This is a genomic window from Pseudomonas sp. PS02290 (assembly GCF_029960075.1).
GTDB lineage: Bacteria > Pseudomonadota > Gammaproteobacteria > Pseudomonadales > Pseudomonadaceae > Aquipseudomonas.
The window spans coordinates 1-15,756 of the sequence record NZ_JASCOY010000103.1 but is presented as its reverse complement, the minus strand read 5'-3'; the positions used below and the strand labels follow the sequence as shown (position 1 = coordinate 15,756).

The window sequence follows — 15,756 nt, the reverse complement described above, 5'->3', positions numbered from 1 at the left end:
GCTGAACCCGGTCCCACGAAAAGCAATGCAGTCCACTGGATCACCGCGGACTGATAGTGGGACCGGCTTCAGCCGGGAAGGCGGCAGACGTCACGCTACAAAAACAACGGACGGTGACGCCCAAACCAGCAACTGACAAACCGACCTCCGCCTTCAGCCATCGGCATGCGACAATCATGCACCGAACACCGTCGGCCCTTTTACGGTCTGACGTTGAGACTCTCCCCGCGGATGAACCCGATGATCAATGCCCTCGTCTTTTTCGCAACCGTGATCGGCATGGAAGGTTTTGCCGTGTTTGCGCACAAGTACATCATGCACGGCTGGGGCTGGGGCTGGCATAAGTCGCACCATGAGCCGAGAACCGGCTGGTTCGAGAAGAACGATCTGTATGCCGTGGTGTTCGCCGGCTTCGCCATCATGCTGATCGCGCTGGGCACTGCAGGCGCCCATCCGCTGGAGTGGATCGGCGCGGGCATGACCGCCTACGGATTTCTGTATTTCATTGCCCACGACGGCCTGGTGCACAAGCGCTGGCCGTTCAAATACGTGCCGCGCAATGGCTATCTCAAGCGCCTGTATCAGGCGCATTTGATGCATCACGCGGTGTCGGGTAAAGAGCGTTGTGTGTCGTTCGGCTTTCTCTACGCGCCGAGCGTCACTCGATTGCGCGCCCAGCTTCGACGCTTGCATGACGGCCCGTTGCACAAGTCCGACCCGGACGTTGCCAAAGCTTCGCCGGTCGCGCCGGCCAGTGCCGACCTCGAGACGCGCTAGCCTTCCACGCCCCCACCAAGACCAGACGCAGCTTGTCCAGCTTGCTGGTCGAGACCCGCGCATCCCACGCCCGGGCGCCGCGTTCCCTGACCTTCACGCCGATCTCCCGATAGACGCAACCCGCCGTCGCCACCGCCCACGCCGATCGCCATGGCAGCGCGGTCAGGCCGGCATTGGCGCTCTCGTAATACGGCTCGGCCATGTCCACCAGACGCTTCGCCAGCACCGCCACCGCCGGGCGAAACTCCAGAGCTGCAAGGCGATCATGGGGAATGCCCAACTCATCCAGCCATTCCGTCGGCAAGTAGCAGCGCCCCACCGAGGCGTCTTCGACGATGTCCCGCGCGATGTTGGTCAGCTGAAACGCCAGACCCAGATCACAGGCCCGGTCGAGGGTCGCGTCGTCACTCACGCCCATGATCTGCGCCATCATCAAGCCGACCACGCCGGCCACGTGATAGCAGTACTCCAGCGTGTCTTCGATGCGTCGATACTCGCGCTGGCTGACGTCCATCGCGAACCCGTCCAGATGCTGCAGGGCATAACGCTGCTCGATGCCATGGCGCAGGACAACCTCCCTGAACGCCTCGAACGCCGGACTGTGGGTCGGCGTCCCGGCGTACACGGCTTGGGTCTGGGCGATTAGCCGTTGCAGTCTTTCGGTGACTTCCTGCTGACTGACCACCGTCGCCGAATGCCCCGCTTCCTGACCGTCAATGACGTCGTCGCAATGCCGGCACCACGCATAGAGCATCACCGCGCTGCGACGGGTCACCGGGTCAAACAGGCGTGACGCCGCCGCGAAGCTTTTCGAGCCGACTTCGATGCTCTGAGTGGCGTGGTCGAGCAGCGCCTGATCGGCGACGCTCATGAGTGTAAGTCCTCCAGCATCAGCCCGGCCGTGGCTTTGGCCGAACCGATGACGCCCGGCACGCCAGCGCCCGGGTGTGTGCCGGCGCCAACCAGGTACAGATTGCTCAGGCTCGCGTCGCGGTTATGGGGGCGGAACCACGCGCTCTGGCGCAGGATCGGCTCAAGGGAAAACGCCGAACCGAGGTGCGCATTGAGCTCGCCCTTGAAATCCTGCGGCGTGAAGATGCGGCTGGTGACCAGATCTTCGCGCAGCCCCGGCATGTAGTGCTTTTCCAGGTACTCGAAAATGCGGTCGCGGTAACGCGGCCCTTCCACTTCCCAGTCGATGTCGGCGTTGCCCAGGTGCGGCACCGGCGACAGCACGTAGTGGCTCGAACAGCCCGGTGGCGCCAGGCTCGGGTCAGTGATGCACGGCGCGTGCAGGTAGAGCGAAAAATCTTCGGCCAGCGCTGCGCCTTTGAAAATCTCCTGGATCAGCGCCTTGTACCGCGGGCCGAAGCACACGGTGTGGTGCTGCAACTGGGGCTGCGGGCGCTTGAGCCCGAAGTGGATGACGAACAGCGAATTACTGAAGCGCTTGCCTTTCAGCCGTGCGCCTTCCTTGACCCCGCGGGGATGGCCGCCGAGCAGCTCGGCGTAGGTGTGCATGACATCGGCGTTGGAGGCCACGCAATCGGCGTTGATCTGCCGACCATCCTTGACCCGCACGCCGGTCACTCTCTGGCCACTGGTGTCAATGCTGGCGACATCGGCGTTGAGCTCGACACGCCCACCGATGTCTTCGAACAGCTTGACCATGCCCTGCACCAGCGCGCCGGTCCCGCCCTTGGGAAACCACACGCCCCACTGCCGTTCAAGGGCGTGAATCAGCGTGTAAATGGAGGACGTCGCAAACGGGTTGCCGCCGACCAGCAGCGAGTGAAAGGAAAACGCCTGGCGCAGTTTGTCGTCCTCGATGAACTGCGACACCATCGAATACACGCTGCGCCACGCCTGCAACTTCGCCAGCTGCGGGCCGGCCTGGACCATGTCGCGGAAGGACAGAAACGGCACCGCCCCGAGCTTCAGATAACCCTCTTGAAACACCGCTTTGGAGTACGCCAGAAAGCGCTGATAGCCGGCGACGTCCTTGGGGTTCATCGCGGCAATCTGGGTGTCCAGGGACTGCTGATCGTTGGCGTAATCGAACTTCGTCCCGTCTTCCCAGCACAGGCGATAGAACGGCGACACCGGCAGCAACTCGACGTAATCCATGATGGATTTGCCGGCGGCGGTGAACAGCTCTTCGATGGCCGTCGGGTCGGTGATCACCGTCGGCCCCGCGTCGAAGGTGAAACCCTGATCTTCGTAGACGTAGGCGCGGCCGCCGGGCTTGTCGCGTTTTTCCAGCAGCGTCGTCTGCACGCCCGCCGCCTGAAGCCGGATGGCCAGGGCCAGGCCGCCGAAACCGGCACCAATCACAATTGCGGTTTTTGCTTGGGTCATGTCAATTCTCATGATGCTTAGGCAGGTAATGCTTGGGTAAGTAACGGGCAGCGGCTGTGACAGCCTCGTTGATCGGCACGGGCGGTTTGCCGGTCAGCACGCGCAGCTTGTCGGCCAGGGTGCTGCGGCCTGCGTAGAAACGGCTAATCAGACCTTCGGACAGGCCGTAGAACCGCTGCATCACCTGCCAGCGATTCGACGGACGTCCGGCCAGAAACAGCATGCGGTTGAGCAGCCGATAAAAACGCTGGGAGTGCCAGGCTTCCTGCGCGATGGCGCGGATGCCTGCGTCCAGTGAGTCGGCATCCCGCGTGGGTTGAGCAGCGATCCACTCCGCCAGCCGCACGGCATGGGGCAGCGAATAGCCGGTGGTGCAATGAAACAGTCCGGCGCGCAAACCGGATCGCGGCTGCCCCGCCGCCTCACGCCAGAACCCGGCGAAATCCCCGGCCAGGGTAATCGGCAGCACGCCCTGCTCTTCGCGCAGGCACTCGGCAATCTCCCAGCCATGGGCGGCAGCGTAATCGGCGATGTGCTGACGAAGCTGCTCGGCGGAAAACGAGTGGTGATCCACGTAGTGGGTGTCTTCGATCAGCAGGGTGTCGGCCGAAAAAGGCAGCACGTAGACGAAGCGATAGCCCTCACTCTGCGCGACGCGGGCGTCCATGATGATCGGCGCGGTCAGGCCGTGGGGCACCTTCAAGCGCAGCAACTGACCCAAAAATGCCTGCTGCCCCAACACCATGTGCGCCGTGGCCTGCACGCCGCGGCCGTCGATCACCGCGCGGGCCTGAAGCCGCTCGCCGCTGTCCAGCACGACGGTGCGCGGGGTCAGTTCGGTGATGCGTCGACCGGTCAGCAGCGCATCGCCCAGGGCGGGCTCGATGACCTCGGCAAAGCGTTCCGACGTAATGCTGGCGTAGCCGCTGTTCAGCCGCCGCGAACGTTGCGGGAAGTGCACGTCATAGGTCGCCCAGCGCTGCACCACCAGTGGCTGCAGCCATTGATGCTGCTCGGCCGTGAGGTCGCCTTCGTGGTAGGACCAGGTGTGGTTGCCGCCCAGGTGCGTCTGTTCTTCGATGCACAGCACGGACAGCTCCGGCCGTAGCTGCTTCAGGCGCCAGGCGATCAGCCCGTTGGCCAGTCCGCCGCCGGCGAGAATCAAGTCATGCGTCATGGCAACTGCCTCGCCAGCACCGGCTCGCCCGTGCGCACCACGGCTTCGACAATGTCGGCGGCGCGAGACGTGCCGCCGGCCTGGGCCAGTTCGGTCGCCAGTTGATCAAAAGGTTCGGTGGACAGCCCGCGCAGTTGCGTGAGCCGCTCACGAATCTGCCCTGCCCCGGCGCCGCGCCGCAGTTGCAGGCCAATGCCGGCGTGGGTAACCCGGGACGCCACGCCCGGCTGATCGAAGGCGATGGGCATGACCAGCATCGGCGTGCGCGCGACGATGGCGTCCATCACCGTGTTCAAGCCGCCATGGGTCACCACCGCATCGGCGTGTTGCAGCGCCCATTGTTGCGGCGCGAAGTCGGTCACCCAGGTCGCGCCGGCCTTGATCAGCCGCTGCTCCTGCCGGGCATCGAGCCCGCCGCAATGGGCCACCAGCAACTGCGCGTTCAATTGTCGGCTGGCCGTGGTGATGCGCTTGAACATGTCAAAACGAATGCCCTGTAGCGTGCCGAGGCTGGCGAAGATGAAAGGCCGCTCTGGGTCAATCGGCCACTCGCCCTGTTGTTCGGCTTGAGGCGCCCGCAGCGGCCCGACCGCGTGAAAATTCACAGGCGGATGCTGGCGGGGGAAATCGAAACCGGGGATGGTCTGGCTGATCTGCGCGTAGGGTGAAAGGCATTCATGCAGGCCGTCGCGGGGCTCGATGGCCAGTCGGCGTGACGCATCACGCAGCACCTTGCTCAAAGGCCTCATCAGCCAGTCGTACACCTTGCGGCTGCCTTCGAAGATATGCTGACTGCGTTCATCGGTGGCGTAGGCAAAGGGCATCACCGGCAGCGGCAGTTGCGGCTCGCGGTTGACCGGCAAGGCGCAGGCCACCGACACGTATGGCAAGCCCAGCCCTTCGGCGACCATCCCGCCTGCCGCTTCCATCTGATCGCAGAGCAAGGCCTCGATCTGCCGCACCGCCAGCGCAGACGGCAGCTCGGCGCACAGCATGCGGGTGGTGTCGCACAGGTCGCGGATCACCCGTCGCAGGCGCAGCGGATTATTCGAGCAGGCGGCACGGCGCAGCGCCGCTTCGAGGCTGCCCGGCGGATGACTGAGGGCGCCGAGGGCATGAAAGCCGATGCGCGGGTCGGTTAGCCAGCGCCGTGCATCGGCCTGTTGGAAAAAGGTCACCTGATGACCGCGGTCGATCAATGTCCCGGCCAACGCCTGGAACCCTTGAAAGTGGCTGTAGAACGCTGGCGCTACAACGGCAAAATGCGTCATGAGAGCAACGTCTGCAGGGTGTTGGGCGCCAGCAACCGGGCGCTGCGCAACGCGCGAAGGTCAGCCGAGCCGGTGCAGAAACAGGCGATGCGCAGCTGGCGGATGACAATGTCGAAGTGTTCGATGACTGCAGCCGTCGACAGGGTCGCGTTGCGCAGCACGCCTGCGGCCTGACCGACGACATCGGCGCCCAGACGAATGGCCTTGGCCACGTCGATGCCATTGTGAATGCCGCCGGATGCGATCAGCGGCGTGTCCGGCAAGGCCTGGCGAACCATGGCCAGGCTGACGGCGGTCGGAATGCCCCATTGCGCAAACGCCATGGCGACTTCGCGATCGGCCGCGTTCTCGGCGCGCTCGGCCTCGACCGCCGCCCAACTGGTGCCGCCAAGCCCGGCGATGTCCAGCACGTGCACCCCGGCTTGCACCAGCGCCTGCGCCACATCGACAGACAGGCCCGCGCCCACTTCCTTGACCACCACCGGCACGCCGACATCCAGCACCACGCGGTGGATCGCTTCGAGAATGCCCTGCCAGCGCCGGTCGCCACCCGCCTGAACCGCTTCCTGCAACGGATTCAGATGAATGATCAACGCATTGGCCTGAAGCATGTCGACCGCACGGCGGGCCATGTCCAGGCCGGCAGGCTCGATCAACTGCGCGGCGCCGATGTTGCCCAGCAGCGCGATGTCCGGCGCCAGACGCCGCAGTTCGCGGGTCAGGCCCTGATCACCGCCGCTTTGCAAGGCCACCCGCTGCGACCCGACGCCCATGGCGATGCCCAGCTCCTGGGCGGCTTCGGCCAGATGACGGTTGATCGCGGTGGCCCGGTCGGCCCCGCCGGTCATGGAACTGATGAGCAGCGGCGCGCGCAAGGCGATGCCCAGCAGTGAGCTGCTGACGTCAACGTCGTCCAGATTCAACTCCGGCAGCGCGCAGTGTTCGAAGCGGATGTCGTCCAGTCCGGAGAAGGAGGAACGCACGCTGGCGCGTCGGTCCAGCACGATATCAAGGTGATCGTCTTTGCGACGACCCATATCGCTGTGAGTCATACTCGCTCCCTGCAGCTGAATTATTGAACGGGCTATACGGTCTTCTGCATACGGAATCTTGTACAAAGCCGATTTTCCTGTACAACTTTGCCGTATCTTGAGGCATTAAGAAACAGCAGTCGTTCCGTGATGACCGGTCTCGCACGCCGAACCGCTCCGCGACGAACAGTTTTACCGCTAAAGCATAGGGAAAGACCGATGGCAGGTAACCTCGACACAACAATCAAATCGGGCTTTGCCGGGCGACTGGGAGACGTCCGGGCGGCCATCGAAACGCGGCTCTCCGAGCTGCTGCCCGAGTCCGGCAACGAGCGCGACCTGGTGGCGCTGGCCATGCGCGAATCGACGTTGGCACCGGGCAAGCGCATGCGCCCGGTGCTGTTGGTGCTCGCTGCCGAAGGACTGGTTGAGGACGGCCGCGAGAACAGCCGCACGATCAGGCGACAGGCCGTGGACCTGGGCTGCGCCGTCGAGATGATCCACGCCGCATCGCTGGTGCTCGACGACATGCCGTGCATGGACAACGCGTCGCTGCGGCGTGGTCAGCCCACGGTTCACCTGAAGTTCGGTGAAGACGTGGCGATTCTGACCGCCATCGCCCTGCTCAGCCGTGCGTTCGGTGTCGTCGCCACCATCAGTGATCTGGCCGCCACCACCCGCACCGAGCTGGTCGAAGTACTGGCCAATACGGTCGGCATGCAAGGCCTGGTGCGCGGGCAGTTTCAGGACCTGCGCGACGGCCAGCACAGCCGCGACGCGGACGAGATCGCCCTGACCAACAATCTGAAAACCGGCGTGCTGTTCGGCGCGATCATGGACATGGCCTGGCTGATCAGCGGCGCTCGGGAAGACCAGCGGCCGCTGCTGCAGAATTTCGCCATGGAGCTGGGCCAGGCCTTCCAGATGTACGACGATCTGCGCGACCGCTGCGCCGACAGCGACAAGGATCAAGGCAAGGACGACGGCAAATCCACGTTCGTTTCGCTGTACGGCGAGGACAAGGTCAGGCGCCAACTGGTGCTGCACCTGTCCAGCGCCGAGCAGGCCTTGCGTGAGGTCTACGGCGACGCCTCGACCATCGCCGGCTACCTGCGGTTGATCTTCGAGAAAGCCGCGGTCAACGGCTAGCCGATTGCGAACCCAGTTTTGCGATGGCCTGCTTGAGTTGTTCGCCGTCGGAGAATCGTTCCTGGCGGATGACCGCGCCGTTTTTCAGCGTCAGCCACTGCACGGTGTCGCGGTCGCCGTCGTACGCCGAGGCGACACGGGCGTCGCGGTCCAGCAGGATTCGGTACTTGGCCGAGCGCATCGCCGGGACCGCCACCATCTTCACCAGCGAGGGCATCTTCTCGATGTCCGCCACGTACACCACGTGGCGCTGCTCCAGGTAACCCTCGGGACCCTCTTCGAGTGCGGCGTTGACCATTTTCGCCGCCGACATGCTGCGGGCGATCAACAGCACCTGGGCCTGGTCGTCCAGCGTGTAGGCCTTGTCGAACTGGTCGAGCAGCGTCCATTTGGCGATCGGCTGGGGCGCGTCCTGAGCGAAGGCATTGAGACTGAGAAACAGAGCGAGGGCCGCAAATTGCCGCATGGTGTAAATCCCTTCAGCAGGAAAGATTGAACAAGAATAAGCGTCGAGGATAAGGACTGGCCTGCCCGCGCGTATTACCCTTTTTGGCGCCAATAATGGCTCAACAAATGAAGCGTGCGCCAATTTACCAGCAAGCGGTCCGGCCGGTTCGCCTGTTATGGGTTTTGCAGGTGATTTATCCCGGATAACCCAATAGGCTCGGCACCACTCGCGCCCACCGCCATTTTCCGGACACTCAATGAACCTTCAGCAGCGCAACAACGTTCACGTCATGGGTGACGGCCGGGCGACCCTGATTTTTTCCCACGGATTTGGTTGCGATCAGGCCATGTGGCGCTTGATCAGCCCCCATTACGCCGACCGCTTCAACGTCGTACTTTACGATCTGGTGGGCGCTGGCAATTCGGCCATCGAGGCCTACGACCCCGACAAATACGCCACGCTGAACGGCTACGCCCACGACCTCGCCGAACTCGTCCGCGAATTCGGCACGGGCCCGGTGATCATCGTCGGCCACTCGGTCAGCGCGATGATCGGCGTACTGGCGGACCGACAGGCACCAGGGCTGATCGCCGCCCACGTGATGATCGGCCCCTCCCCGTGCTACGTGGACTCCGGCGATTACGTCGGCGGATTCTCCGAAGAGGACGTGCATTCGCTCCTCGATACCCTCGACAGCAACTACCTTGGCTGGTCGAGCACCATGGCCCCGGTGATCATGGGCGCTCCGGGTCAACCGGCGCTGGGCGAAGAGCTGACCAACAGTTTCTGCCGCACTGACCCGGAGATCGCCAAGCAGTTTGCCCGCGTCACGTTTCTCTCGGACAACCGCAAGGACGTCGCCGGCCTGACCACGCCGACGCTGATCCTGCAATCGACCGACGACCTCATCGCTCCGGTTGCCGTCGGTGAATACCTGCACGCCGCGTTGCCCAACAGCACCCTGAAGCTGGTCGATAATGTCGGCCATTGCCCTCACTTGAGTGCGCCCGCCGCCTGTTCCGATGCGATCGATGCGTTCCTCGGGCGGTGGGTCAGCCTCAATGCCGAGTGATTTCGCGGCAGCACCGGACGTCGTCGAACTGTTCGAAGGCGCGCCGTGCGGTCTGGTGGTCACCGACGAAGACGGCCGGATCCTGCGCGCCAACCGCACGTTCTGCGACTGGCTGGGCTATACCGGCGACGAGCTGAGCGGCAGGCTTTTCCAGAACCTGCTCACGGTCGGCGGGCGCATCTTCCACCAGACCCACTGGGCGCCGTTGATGCGCTTGCAGGGCTCGGTGGCGGAGGTCAAGTTGAGCATCGTTCATCGCGACCGTCGCCAGATCATCATGCTGCTCAACGGCGTGCGCCGGGAGCATGAAGCCAAGGTCTACAACGAGCTGGCGTTCTTCGGCACCGCTGACCGAGACAAATACGAGCGCGAGCTGCTCAAGGCACGCAAGGCGGCGGAAGAGCTGCTGCAGGAGAAAATCGCCGCCGAGGCCGCGTTGCGTCAGGCCCAGGCGCAACTCAGCGAGGCTTACGAAACCGCCCAGCGACGCGCCACGTTTGCCGAACAGATGGTGGCGATCGTCAGCCACGACCTGAAGAACCCCCTCACCGCGATCAAGATGGCCACCGACCTGCTCGCTCGCGGTGAACGCACGGCCCAGGAAACCCGGTTGTTCAAGCACGTCGGCGATTCGGTGCAGCGCGCCACCCGGATGATCGCCGACCTGCTCGACCTGACGGTGATCCGGGTCGGGCGCGGCATCAGCGTCAACCCCACGGAAGTCGATCTGCACACCTTCATCGGCCATTGCGTTGATGAACTGCGTGTTGCTTTCCCCCGCGCGGAGCTGGCGCACTGCTCGGATGGCACGGGGCTCGTGGCGCTGGATAACGATCGTCTGTTTCAGGTGATCGGCAACCTCACGGCGAACAGCGTGGCGTATGGGGACATTGCCAGACCGGTGACCATTACTTCCACGCTGGAGGCCGGGACGGTGGTGATTGCCGTGCATAACTTCGGCCCGGTCATTCCGGAAGTGCAGCGCACCCGTCTGTTCGAGCCGCTGACGCGCGGCGTAGATGTTGACGCCGAACTGCGCAGCGTGGGGTTGGGGTTGTTTATCGTCCGCGAAATCGCCCGGGCCCATGGGGGTGATGTGTCCGTGATCTCCGACGCGGTGGAAGGCACGACCTTCACGGTGAGGCTTCCGCGGTGTGCCGGTGAAGCGTTGGCGTCCGGGGATTGAGCATTCAGCTGTAGGACTGGCTTTAGCCGGGAAGGCGTCGGCAGCCACACTGATGAATTGATGGCGCTCACACTGGCCTCTTCCCGGCTGAAGCCGGTCCTACGAGCGTGCATTCTGACGAACTATCGCTCACCCGTTAGGCATGCGCGCTGCCACCGCTTCGATCTCGATCAGCATCCCGTCCAATGCCAGGCGGGGTACCGGGATCAGTGTGCACACCGGCTTCATATGACCGGCCCATGCCCGATCCGCCTGCTCGACCCACATGCGCAACCGTTCCTCCGTGTGATCAACGATCAGCAGCGTCAGTTTGAAGATGTGCTGAAGGTCGGCCCCGCGGGATTGCAGGCCGGTGCGGACGTTGGATATGGCTTGGGCTGCCTGTTCTGCGAAGACCGGGGACAGCTGACCTTGGGCATCCTCACCGCCCTGCCCGGCGATGAGCAGCCACTCGGCGATGGGGCTCACGGCGGCGAGATGGGAATAAGCGTTGGGGGCCGGATCATACAAGCCTGGCGGGTTGGACAACGCGAAGGGTGAAGCAAGGTGGGTTTGCGGCATGGGAATGATTCTGAACGTGGGAGCGCCCAGTCTCCAACCTCCACCTAAGTCGAGGTCAAGGGGGCGCTCCCGTCCGAATCGATTTCCGGGGCGAATCAATTCTCCAGCGCATACCGCCGGCAATGCTCCAGATAGCCCTGTTCGTGGCTGCCCACCAGATGCACGACGTTGCTCCACAACCACGACGGCGCATCCAGGGTCTGCGAGCGGTTGAGTTGCAGTTCGCGCATCCACGACGAGCGCGTGGCGAGGTCCATCTGCCGGGCGTGGGCCAGGCCGACGACACGGGCCAGGTAGCCGGCGGCCTTCATGGCTTCGCGCTCGCTCAACTGATCAAGCTCAAGCTTCATGTCCTGGGGCAACAGCTCACGGACGAAGAAACCGTGATCGAGCATGCGCGTGGCGATCATGCGATTACCCAGACCTGGTGACAGATGCCGGGCGCCTTCCACCACGCGCTTGCCGTTGTCCCGAGGCATGCCCGCGCGAGGGGTGCGCGGCGCGGCAGCAGCGACAGCCTCCTTGACGTCGAGCAGGCAATATTCCTGATCTTCGTCATCGCCCACGCTCAACAGGACCGCATAACGCAGCAGGCCCAGCGAACTGCAACCCTTCACCCAGTAGGCACAATCGAGCATCTCGACGCGGTCATCCTTGGATCGGCCCTTCAGCGAGGTGACCAGCGCATGAATCTCCGGCGTCGCGCACAGGTCTTTCAGGCCATGACGTTCATCGCGGGACAACGACCAGAAATGCTTGCCCAGCGGAATGGTCGGCCGGGTGTCTTCGATACGCTCCTGGGCAAGGTGCTTCCAGGTCCGCTGCACCGCGCTGCGCATCCCCGCCTTCACCTGCGCCGGGCGTGCGGGCTCCTCATCGGCGCCATCTTCGAACGCCAGCTCGTAACCCTGCATCATCTCTTCGAGCATTCTGGCGGTGGCGACGCCGGGCAGATCGGAACCCCGGGCCGCAGTGGCCAGGGACAGCGCCAGACGCACAAGGTCGTGGGCCGGGTTGCCGATCACCGTCTGATCCAGATCGCGGATGTGAATGTCGATGCGCCCTTTGGAATCCCCGGTCGGCCCGAGATTACCGGCGTGACAGTCGCCGCAGATCCACACCGGCGGACCACTGGGCAGACGTCGGCCTGACTGGCTGTGCAGCCATTCGTAAAACTGCACCGTGCTGCCGCGCACATAGGCGTGGGCGGAACGGGCCATTTTCAGATTGCGTAATTCGTTGAGTGGCTTGAGGCGTGCGGACGGTCGAGGAGTCTTCATGAACAATTCTTTGCAGGGAGATGTAGCGTTGACTCGCGGCAAAGAGAAATGTTGCGGAATGTTTCATCGTACTGCGATGAGAGGCGCGATCACAGATACACGTTACAGACGTGTAGCCGCGGTCAGCAGTTGACCTCTCAAAACACAAACCCATGCCCCAACTCCTTCTCCATCCACTTCAGAAATCGCCGCACCCTGGGAAAGCCGGAGTGCGCTTTCGGGAACACCAGATGATGCGCCGCGACCGGCGCTGACAGGGCTTCAGGCGCCACCTCGACCAACGCCCCGCTCGCCAGGTATTTCTGCGCCAGCAGCGTGCTTTCCAGCGCGAAACCCAAACCGTGGCTGGCGGCCTCGAGCGTCATGTAAGAGCGATCGAAGCTCAGCGCATAGGGTTTTTCCGGACGCGCCAGACCATGCTGGGCGAACCAGGCCGGCCAGCGCAGCAGCGTCGCTTCCGAGAGAATCAAATCGCGGTCCAGCAGATCGGAGGCCTGAGCGACCGGACGCGTTTCAATGAGCTTGGGTGAAGCCAGTACGGCGAAGGTTTCGTTGCGCACCGTGCGCACTTCGAAGCTCGGCCAGTTGGGCTCGCCGTGGCGAATGTCGACGTCGATCTTGTCGCGACTGAAATGCAGCGACTCGTAGGAACACGACAGATTGATCTGAATGTCGGGGTGGCTCAGGCGAAAGGCTTCCAGTCGCGGCATCAACCAAAGCAGCCCGAAGCTGGGTGAGGAATGCAGCCGTAGGCAGTCGAGGCTGACGTCGCTACCCGCCCGCTCTGTGGCGATGGCCAGGCTGTGCAACAACCCGGAAATATCCTTCAGGTATTGCTCGCCCACCGGGGTCAGGGTGACGCCGCGCGCCGCGCGCACGAACAGCTGACGGCCAATCATCGCTTCCAGCCTGGCGAGTTGATGGCTGACCGCCGAGGGCGTCAGGTCCAGCACTTCCGCCGCCCGAGCAACGTTGCCAAAGCGCGCGGTCTGCTCAAAGGCCTGAATGGCTTTCAGCGGTGGCACGCTGGGCGGGGCTTCGTCGATACGCTTCATGGGGACATGGCTCCACGTTTGTTGTTGTTATCTCCAGACCCGCCATTCAATCACCCGGCACAGGCCGTGACGAGTGCTGAATTTTTTTCAGCATCCAATGACTTTTGCGTCATTGCTCACCCCTGGCACGGAGCACAAGCTGACCTGGCCAGAGAAGTCGGACAGCGAAAAAGCTCGCTTCCCGCTGATCCACCCCATAACAATAATCACACGAGATCACGCCCATGCTCCTTCAAGGCAAAATCGCAATCATCACCGGCGCTGCCTCTGCTCGCGGTATTGGCCGGGCCACCGCTGCCACCTTCGCCCAACACGGCGCCCGCGTGGTCATCCTCGACCTCGACGAATCCGCCGCCCGCGACGCCGCCGCTTCACTGGGCGAAGGTCATCTGGGCCTTGCCGCCAATGTCGCCGACGAAGCGCAGGTGAAACAGGCCGTCGCGCGGGTCATCGAGCACTTTGGCCGCATCGACGTACTGATCAACAACGCCGGCATCACCCAGCCCCTCAAGACCCTCGATATTCGCCCCGGCGACTACGACAAAGTGCTCGACGTCAGCCTGCGCGGCACCTTGCTGATGTCCCAGGCGGTGATTGCGCTGATGCGCGAGCAAAAATCCGGCAGCATCGTCTGCATGTCGTCGGTCTCGGCACAACGTGGCGGCGGCATTTTCGGCGGGCCTCACTACAGCGCAGCAAAGGCTGGCGTACTGGGCCTGGCCAAAGCCATGGCTCGGGAACTGGGCCCGGACAACGTGCGCGTGAACTCCATTGCGCCGGGCCTGATCCACACCGACATCACCGGCGGCCTGATGCAGGACGAGCGCCGCCACGCCATCATCGACGGCATCCCGCTGGGCCGACTGGGCGCGGCGCAGGATGTCGCCAACGCCGCGCTGTTTCTGGCAAGCGACCTGTCGTCCTACCTGACCGGCATCACCCTGGACGTGAACGGCGGCATGCTCATTCATTGATGTTTTCTGCGCCGGCCGAGGTCGTCGGCGCTGTTCTGAATCGACGTTTCAGCCGCAGCTGACCATAAAAACAAGAGATCAGACCATCATGACTACCCTCTCCCTGGATGCGGTCGTTTCCGTCCGCACCACTGCCTACCGCAAAACCGCCTGGCGGCTGATGCCATTCCTGATGCTGTGCTATCTGTGCGCCTACCTGGACCGGGTCAACGTCGGCTTCGCCAAGCTGCAGATGATGAACGACCTGGCCCTGAGCGAAGCGGTGTACGGCCTCGGCGCCGGCATGTTCTTCCTCGGCTACTTTCTCTGCGAGGTGCCGAGCAACCTGATCCTGCACCGGGTCGGCGCCCGCCGCTGGATTGCCCGCATCATGATTTCCTGGGGAATCATCTCCGCCCTCTTCGCCTTCGTTGAAACCGCTTGGCAGTTCTACGGCCTGCGCTTTCTGCTGGGCATCGCCGAAGCCGGCCTGGCGCCGGGTCTGCTGTTGTACCTGACCTACTGGTTTCCGTCTTACCGACGGGCGCGAATGACCGTGCTGTGGTTCATCGCCATCCCGCTGTCGGGAATGATCGGCGGGCCACTGTCCGGGCTGATCATGACCCGTTTCGCCGGCGTGCACGGCTGGGCCGGCTGGCAATGGATGTTTGTGATCGAAGCCATTCCCACCCTCATCGTCGGGCTGCTGGTACTGAGCTACCTCAAGGACGGCGTGCACCAGGCCACCTGGCTCAACGACGAGGAAAAGGAGTTGGTCAACAAGGAGCTGGCCGAGGATAACAGCCAGAAAGTCACCCACGCGTCAGTCGGGGAATTCATTCGCGATCGGCGCCTGTGGATGCTGGCGTGCATCTATTTCTGCGTGGTCATGGGTCAGTACGCGATCACCTTCTGGCTGCCGACGCTGATCCGCAACGCCGGCGTCGCCGACCCGCTGCACATCGGCCTGCTCACCAGCTTGCCGTACATGTGCGCCATCGCGGCCATGCTGTTGATGGGCCGCAGCGGCGACAAGCACCGCGAGCGACGCTGGCATCTGGTGGCCCCGATGATCGCCGGCGCCATCGGCCTGTCGCTGGCGGCGTTGCTGGGCGGCAATCTGCTGCTGTCGGTGCTCAGCCTGTGCCTCGCCGCCTCCGGGGTGCTTTCGGCGTCGTCACTGTTCTGGATGCTGCCGACCACGCTGCTGGGCGGCGTTTCCGCCGCCGCAGGAATCGCCGGGATCAACAGCTTCGCCAACCTCGCCGGCTTCTGCTCGCCGTACCTGATCGGCTGGATCACCACCTCCACCGGCTCAAGCGCCATCGGCATGTACCTGATTACCGGCGTGTTGTGCATCGGCGCCCTACTGGTGTTGCGCATCCCCGCCGCGTGCGTCAATCGCTAACAAAGAGAAGCCCCTCACATGTACAACAGT

The 15,756-nt window shown here is 63.6% G+C and carries 15 protein-coding genes; 6 read left to right on the top strand and 9 right to left on the bottom strand.

The window, feature by feature from the left end; genetic code table 11:
- The first annotated feature begins 231 nt into the window (after positions 1-231).
- Positions 232-777, top strand: a complete 546-nt coding sequence (locus QMX88_RS25505) for a sterol desaturase family protein (RefSeq protein WP_282373043.1) — start codon at positions 232-234, stop codon at positions 775-777.
- On the opposite strand, the gene crtB is transcribed toward QMX88_RS25505, so the two are convergent.
- From crtB to fni, 5 genes are read right to left on the bottom strand one after another with little or no spacing between them, the layout of a single operon-like run.
- Positions 659-1,648: a 15-cis-phytoene synthase CrtB gene (gene crtB / locus QMX88_RS25500; RefSeq protein WP_282373042.1), complete on the bottom strand. Its 990-nt coding sequence runs from the start codon at positions 1,646-1,648 to the stop codon at positions 659-661. The genes QMX88_RS25505 and crtB overlap by 119 nt on opposite strands.
- Positions 1,645-3,135 (bottom strand): phytoene desaturase, encoded by a 1,491-nt coding sequence (locus QMX88_RS25495; protein ID WP_282373041.1) that lies wholly within the window; start codon positions 3,133-3,135, stop codon positions 1,645-1,647. Before QMX88_RS25495 ends, crtB begins: the two co-directional genes overlap by 4 nt.
- A gap of 1 nt (position 3,136) precedes the next feature.
- Positions 3,137-4,312 carry a lycopene beta-cyclase CrtY gene (crtY, locus tag QMX88_RS25490; protein ID WP_282373040.1) on the bottom strand — a complete coding sequence of 392 codons (1,176 nt, stop codon included), beginning with the start codon at positions 4,310-4,312 and terminating at the stop codon, positions 3,137-3,139.
- Positions 4,309-5,583, bottom strand: coding sequence for a glycosyltransferase (locus QMX88_RS25485; protein ID WP_282373039.1), 1,275 nt, complete (start codon positions 5,581-5,583; stop codon positions 4,309-4,311). Before QMX88_RS25485 ends, crtY begins: the two co-directional genes overlap by 4 nt.
- On the bottom strand, positions 5,580-6,635 hold the full coding sequence (gene fni / locus QMX88_RS25480; RefSeq protein WP_282373037.1) for a type 2 isopentenyl-diphosphate Delta-isomerase: 1,056 nt from the start codon (positions 6,633-6,635) through the stop codon (positions 5,580-5,582). Before fni ends, QMX88_RS25485 begins: the two co-directional genes overlap by 4 nt.
- A 198-nt stretch (positions 6,636-6,833) precedes the next feature.
- Here fni and QMX88_RS25475 point away from each other — a divergent pair, with 198 nt between their 5' ends.
- Entirely contained in the window at positions 6,834-7,763 is a 930-nt protein-coding gene (locus QMX88_RS25475; RefSeq protein ID WP_282373035.1) for a polyprenyl synthetase family protein, read from the top strand.
- On the opposite strand, the gene QMX88_RS25470 is transcribed toward QMX88_RS25475, so the two are convergent.
- Positions 7,753-8,229 carry a hypothetical protein gene (locus QMX88_RS25470; RefSeq protein ID WP_282373034.1) on the bottom strand — a complete coding sequence of 159 codons (477 nt, stop codon included), beginning with the start codon at positions 8,227-8,229 and terminating at the stop codon, positions 7,753-7,755. The two genes, QMX88_RS25475 and QMX88_RS25470, sit on opposite strands and share 11 nt — an antisense overlap.
- Before the next feature lie 238 nt (positions 8,230-8,467).
- Here QMX88_RS25470 and QMX88_RS25465 point away from each other — a divergent pair, with 238 nt between their 5' ends.
- Positions 8,468-9,283, top strand: coding sequence for an alpha/beta fold hydrolase (locus QMX88_RS25465; RefSeq protein WP_282373033.1), 816 nt, complete (start codon positions 8,468-8,470; stop codon positions 9,281-9,283).
- Positions 9,273-10,469, top strand: a complete 1,197-nt coding sequence (locus tag QMX88_RS25460; protein ID WP_282373032.1) for a sensor histidine kinase — start codon at positions 9,273-9,275, stop codon at positions 10,467-10,469. The genes QMX88_RS25465 and QMX88_RS25460 overlap by 11 nt, the downstream gene beginning before the upstream one ends.
- Before the next feature lie 129 nt (positions 10,470-10,598).
- On the opposite strand, the gene QMX88_RS25455 is transcribed toward QMX88_RS25460, so the two are convergent.
- The 3 genes from QMX88_RS25455 to QMX88_RS25445 form a co-directional block, all read right to left on the bottom strand.
- Positions 10,599-11,030, bottom strand: coding sequence for a RidA family protein (locus QMX88_RS25455; protein WP_282373031.1), 432 nt, complete (start codon positions 11,028-11,030; stop codon positions 10,599-10,601).
- Between the two features lie 95 nt (positions 11,031-11,125).
- Entirely contained in the window at positions 11,126-12,310 is a 1,185-nt protein-coding gene (locus QMX88_RS25450; protein ID WP_192172160.1) for a DUF2252 domain-containing protein, read from the bottom strand.
- A 137-nt stretch (positions 12,311-12,447) separates the two neighbouring features.
- The gene (locus QMX88_RS25445) at positions 12,448-13,365 is read right to left on the bottom strand and encodes a LysR substrate-binding domain-containing protein (RefSeq protein ID WP_282373030.1); all 918 of its coding nucleotides are present in this window, start codon (positions 13,363-13,365) and stop codon (positions 12,448-12,450) included.
- Between the two features lie 224 nt (positions 13,366-13,589).
- Between QMX88_RS25445 and QMX88_RS25440 the strand changes: the two genes are divergently transcribed.
- Positions 13,590-14,339, top strand: coding sequence for an SDR family NAD(P)-dependent oxidoreductase (locus QMX88_RS25440; protein WP_282373029.1), 750 nt, complete (start codon positions 13,590-13,592; stop codon positions 14,337-14,339).
- Positions 14,340-14,427: 88 nt separating this feature from the next.
- Positions 14,428-15,726 (top strand): MFS transporter, encoded by a 1,299-nt coding sequence (locus QMX88_RS25435; RefSeq protein WP_282373027.1) that lies wholly within the window; start codon positions 14,428-14,430, stop codon positions 15,724-15,726.
- Positions 15,727-15,756 lie beyond the last annotated feature (30 nt).

Bases quoted from the DNA above. Each gene is read 5' to 3' on its own strand.
- QMX88_RS25505 (WP_282373043.1), top strand. From the start codon at position 232: ATGAACCCGATGATCAATGCCCTCGTCTTTTTCGCAACCGTGATCGGC.
- crtB (WP_282373042.1), bottom strand. From the start codon at position 1,648: ATGAGCGTCGCCGATCAGGCGCTGCTCGACCACGCCACTCAGAGCATC.
- QMX88_RS25495 (WP_282373041.1), bottom strand. From the start codon at position 3,135: ATGACCCAAGCAAAAACCGCAATTGTGATTGGTGCCGGTTTCGGCGGC.
- crtY (WP_282373040.1), bottom strand. From the start codon at position 4,312: ATGACGCATGACTTGATTCTCGCCGGCGGCGGACTGGCCAACGGGCTG.
- QMX88_RS25485 (WP_282373039.1), bottom strand. From the start codon at position 5,583: ATGACGCATTTTGCCGTTGTAGCGCCAGCGTTCTACAGCCACTTTCAA.
- fni (WP_282373037.1), bottom strand. From the start codon at position 6,635: ATGACTCACAGCGATATGGGTCGTCGCAAAGACGATCACCTTGATATC.
- QMX88_RS25475 (WP_282373035.1), top strand. From the start codon at position 6,834: ATGGCAGGTAACCTCGACACAACAATCAAATCGGGCTTTGCCGGGCGA.
- QMX88_RS25470 (WP_282373034.1), bottom strand. From the start codon at position 8,229: ATGCGGCAATTTGCGGCCCTCGCTCTGTTTCTCAGTCTCAATGCCTTC.
- QMX88_RS25465 (WP_282373033.1), top strand. From the start codon at position 8,468: ATGAACCTTCAGCAGCGCAACAACGTTCACGTCATGGGTGACGGCCGG.
- QMX88_RS25460 (WP_282373032.1), top strand. From the start codon at position 9,273: ATGCCGAGTGATTTCGCGGCAGCACCGGACGTCGTCGAACTGTTCGAA.
- QMX88_RS25455 (WP_282373031.1), bottom strand. From the start codon at position 11,030: ATGCCGCAAACCCACCTTGCTTCACCCTTCGCGTTGTCCAACCCGCCA.
- QMX88_RS25450 (WP_192172160.1), bottom strand. From the start codon at position 12,310: ATGAAGACTCCTCGACCGTCCGCACGCCTCAAGCCACTCAACGAATTA.
- QMX88_RS25445 (WP_282373030.1), bottom strand. From the start codon at position 13,365: ATGAAGCGTATCGACGAAGCCCCGCCCAGCGTGCCACCGCTGAAAGCC.
- QMX88_RS25440 (WP_282373029.1), top strand. From the start codon at position 13,590: ATGCTCCTTCAAGGCAAAATCGCAATCATCACCGGCGCTGCCTCTGCT.
- QMX88_RS25435 (WP_282373027.1), top strand. From the start codon at position 14,428: ATGACTACCCTCTCCCTGGATGCGGTCGTTTCCGTCCGCACCACTGCC.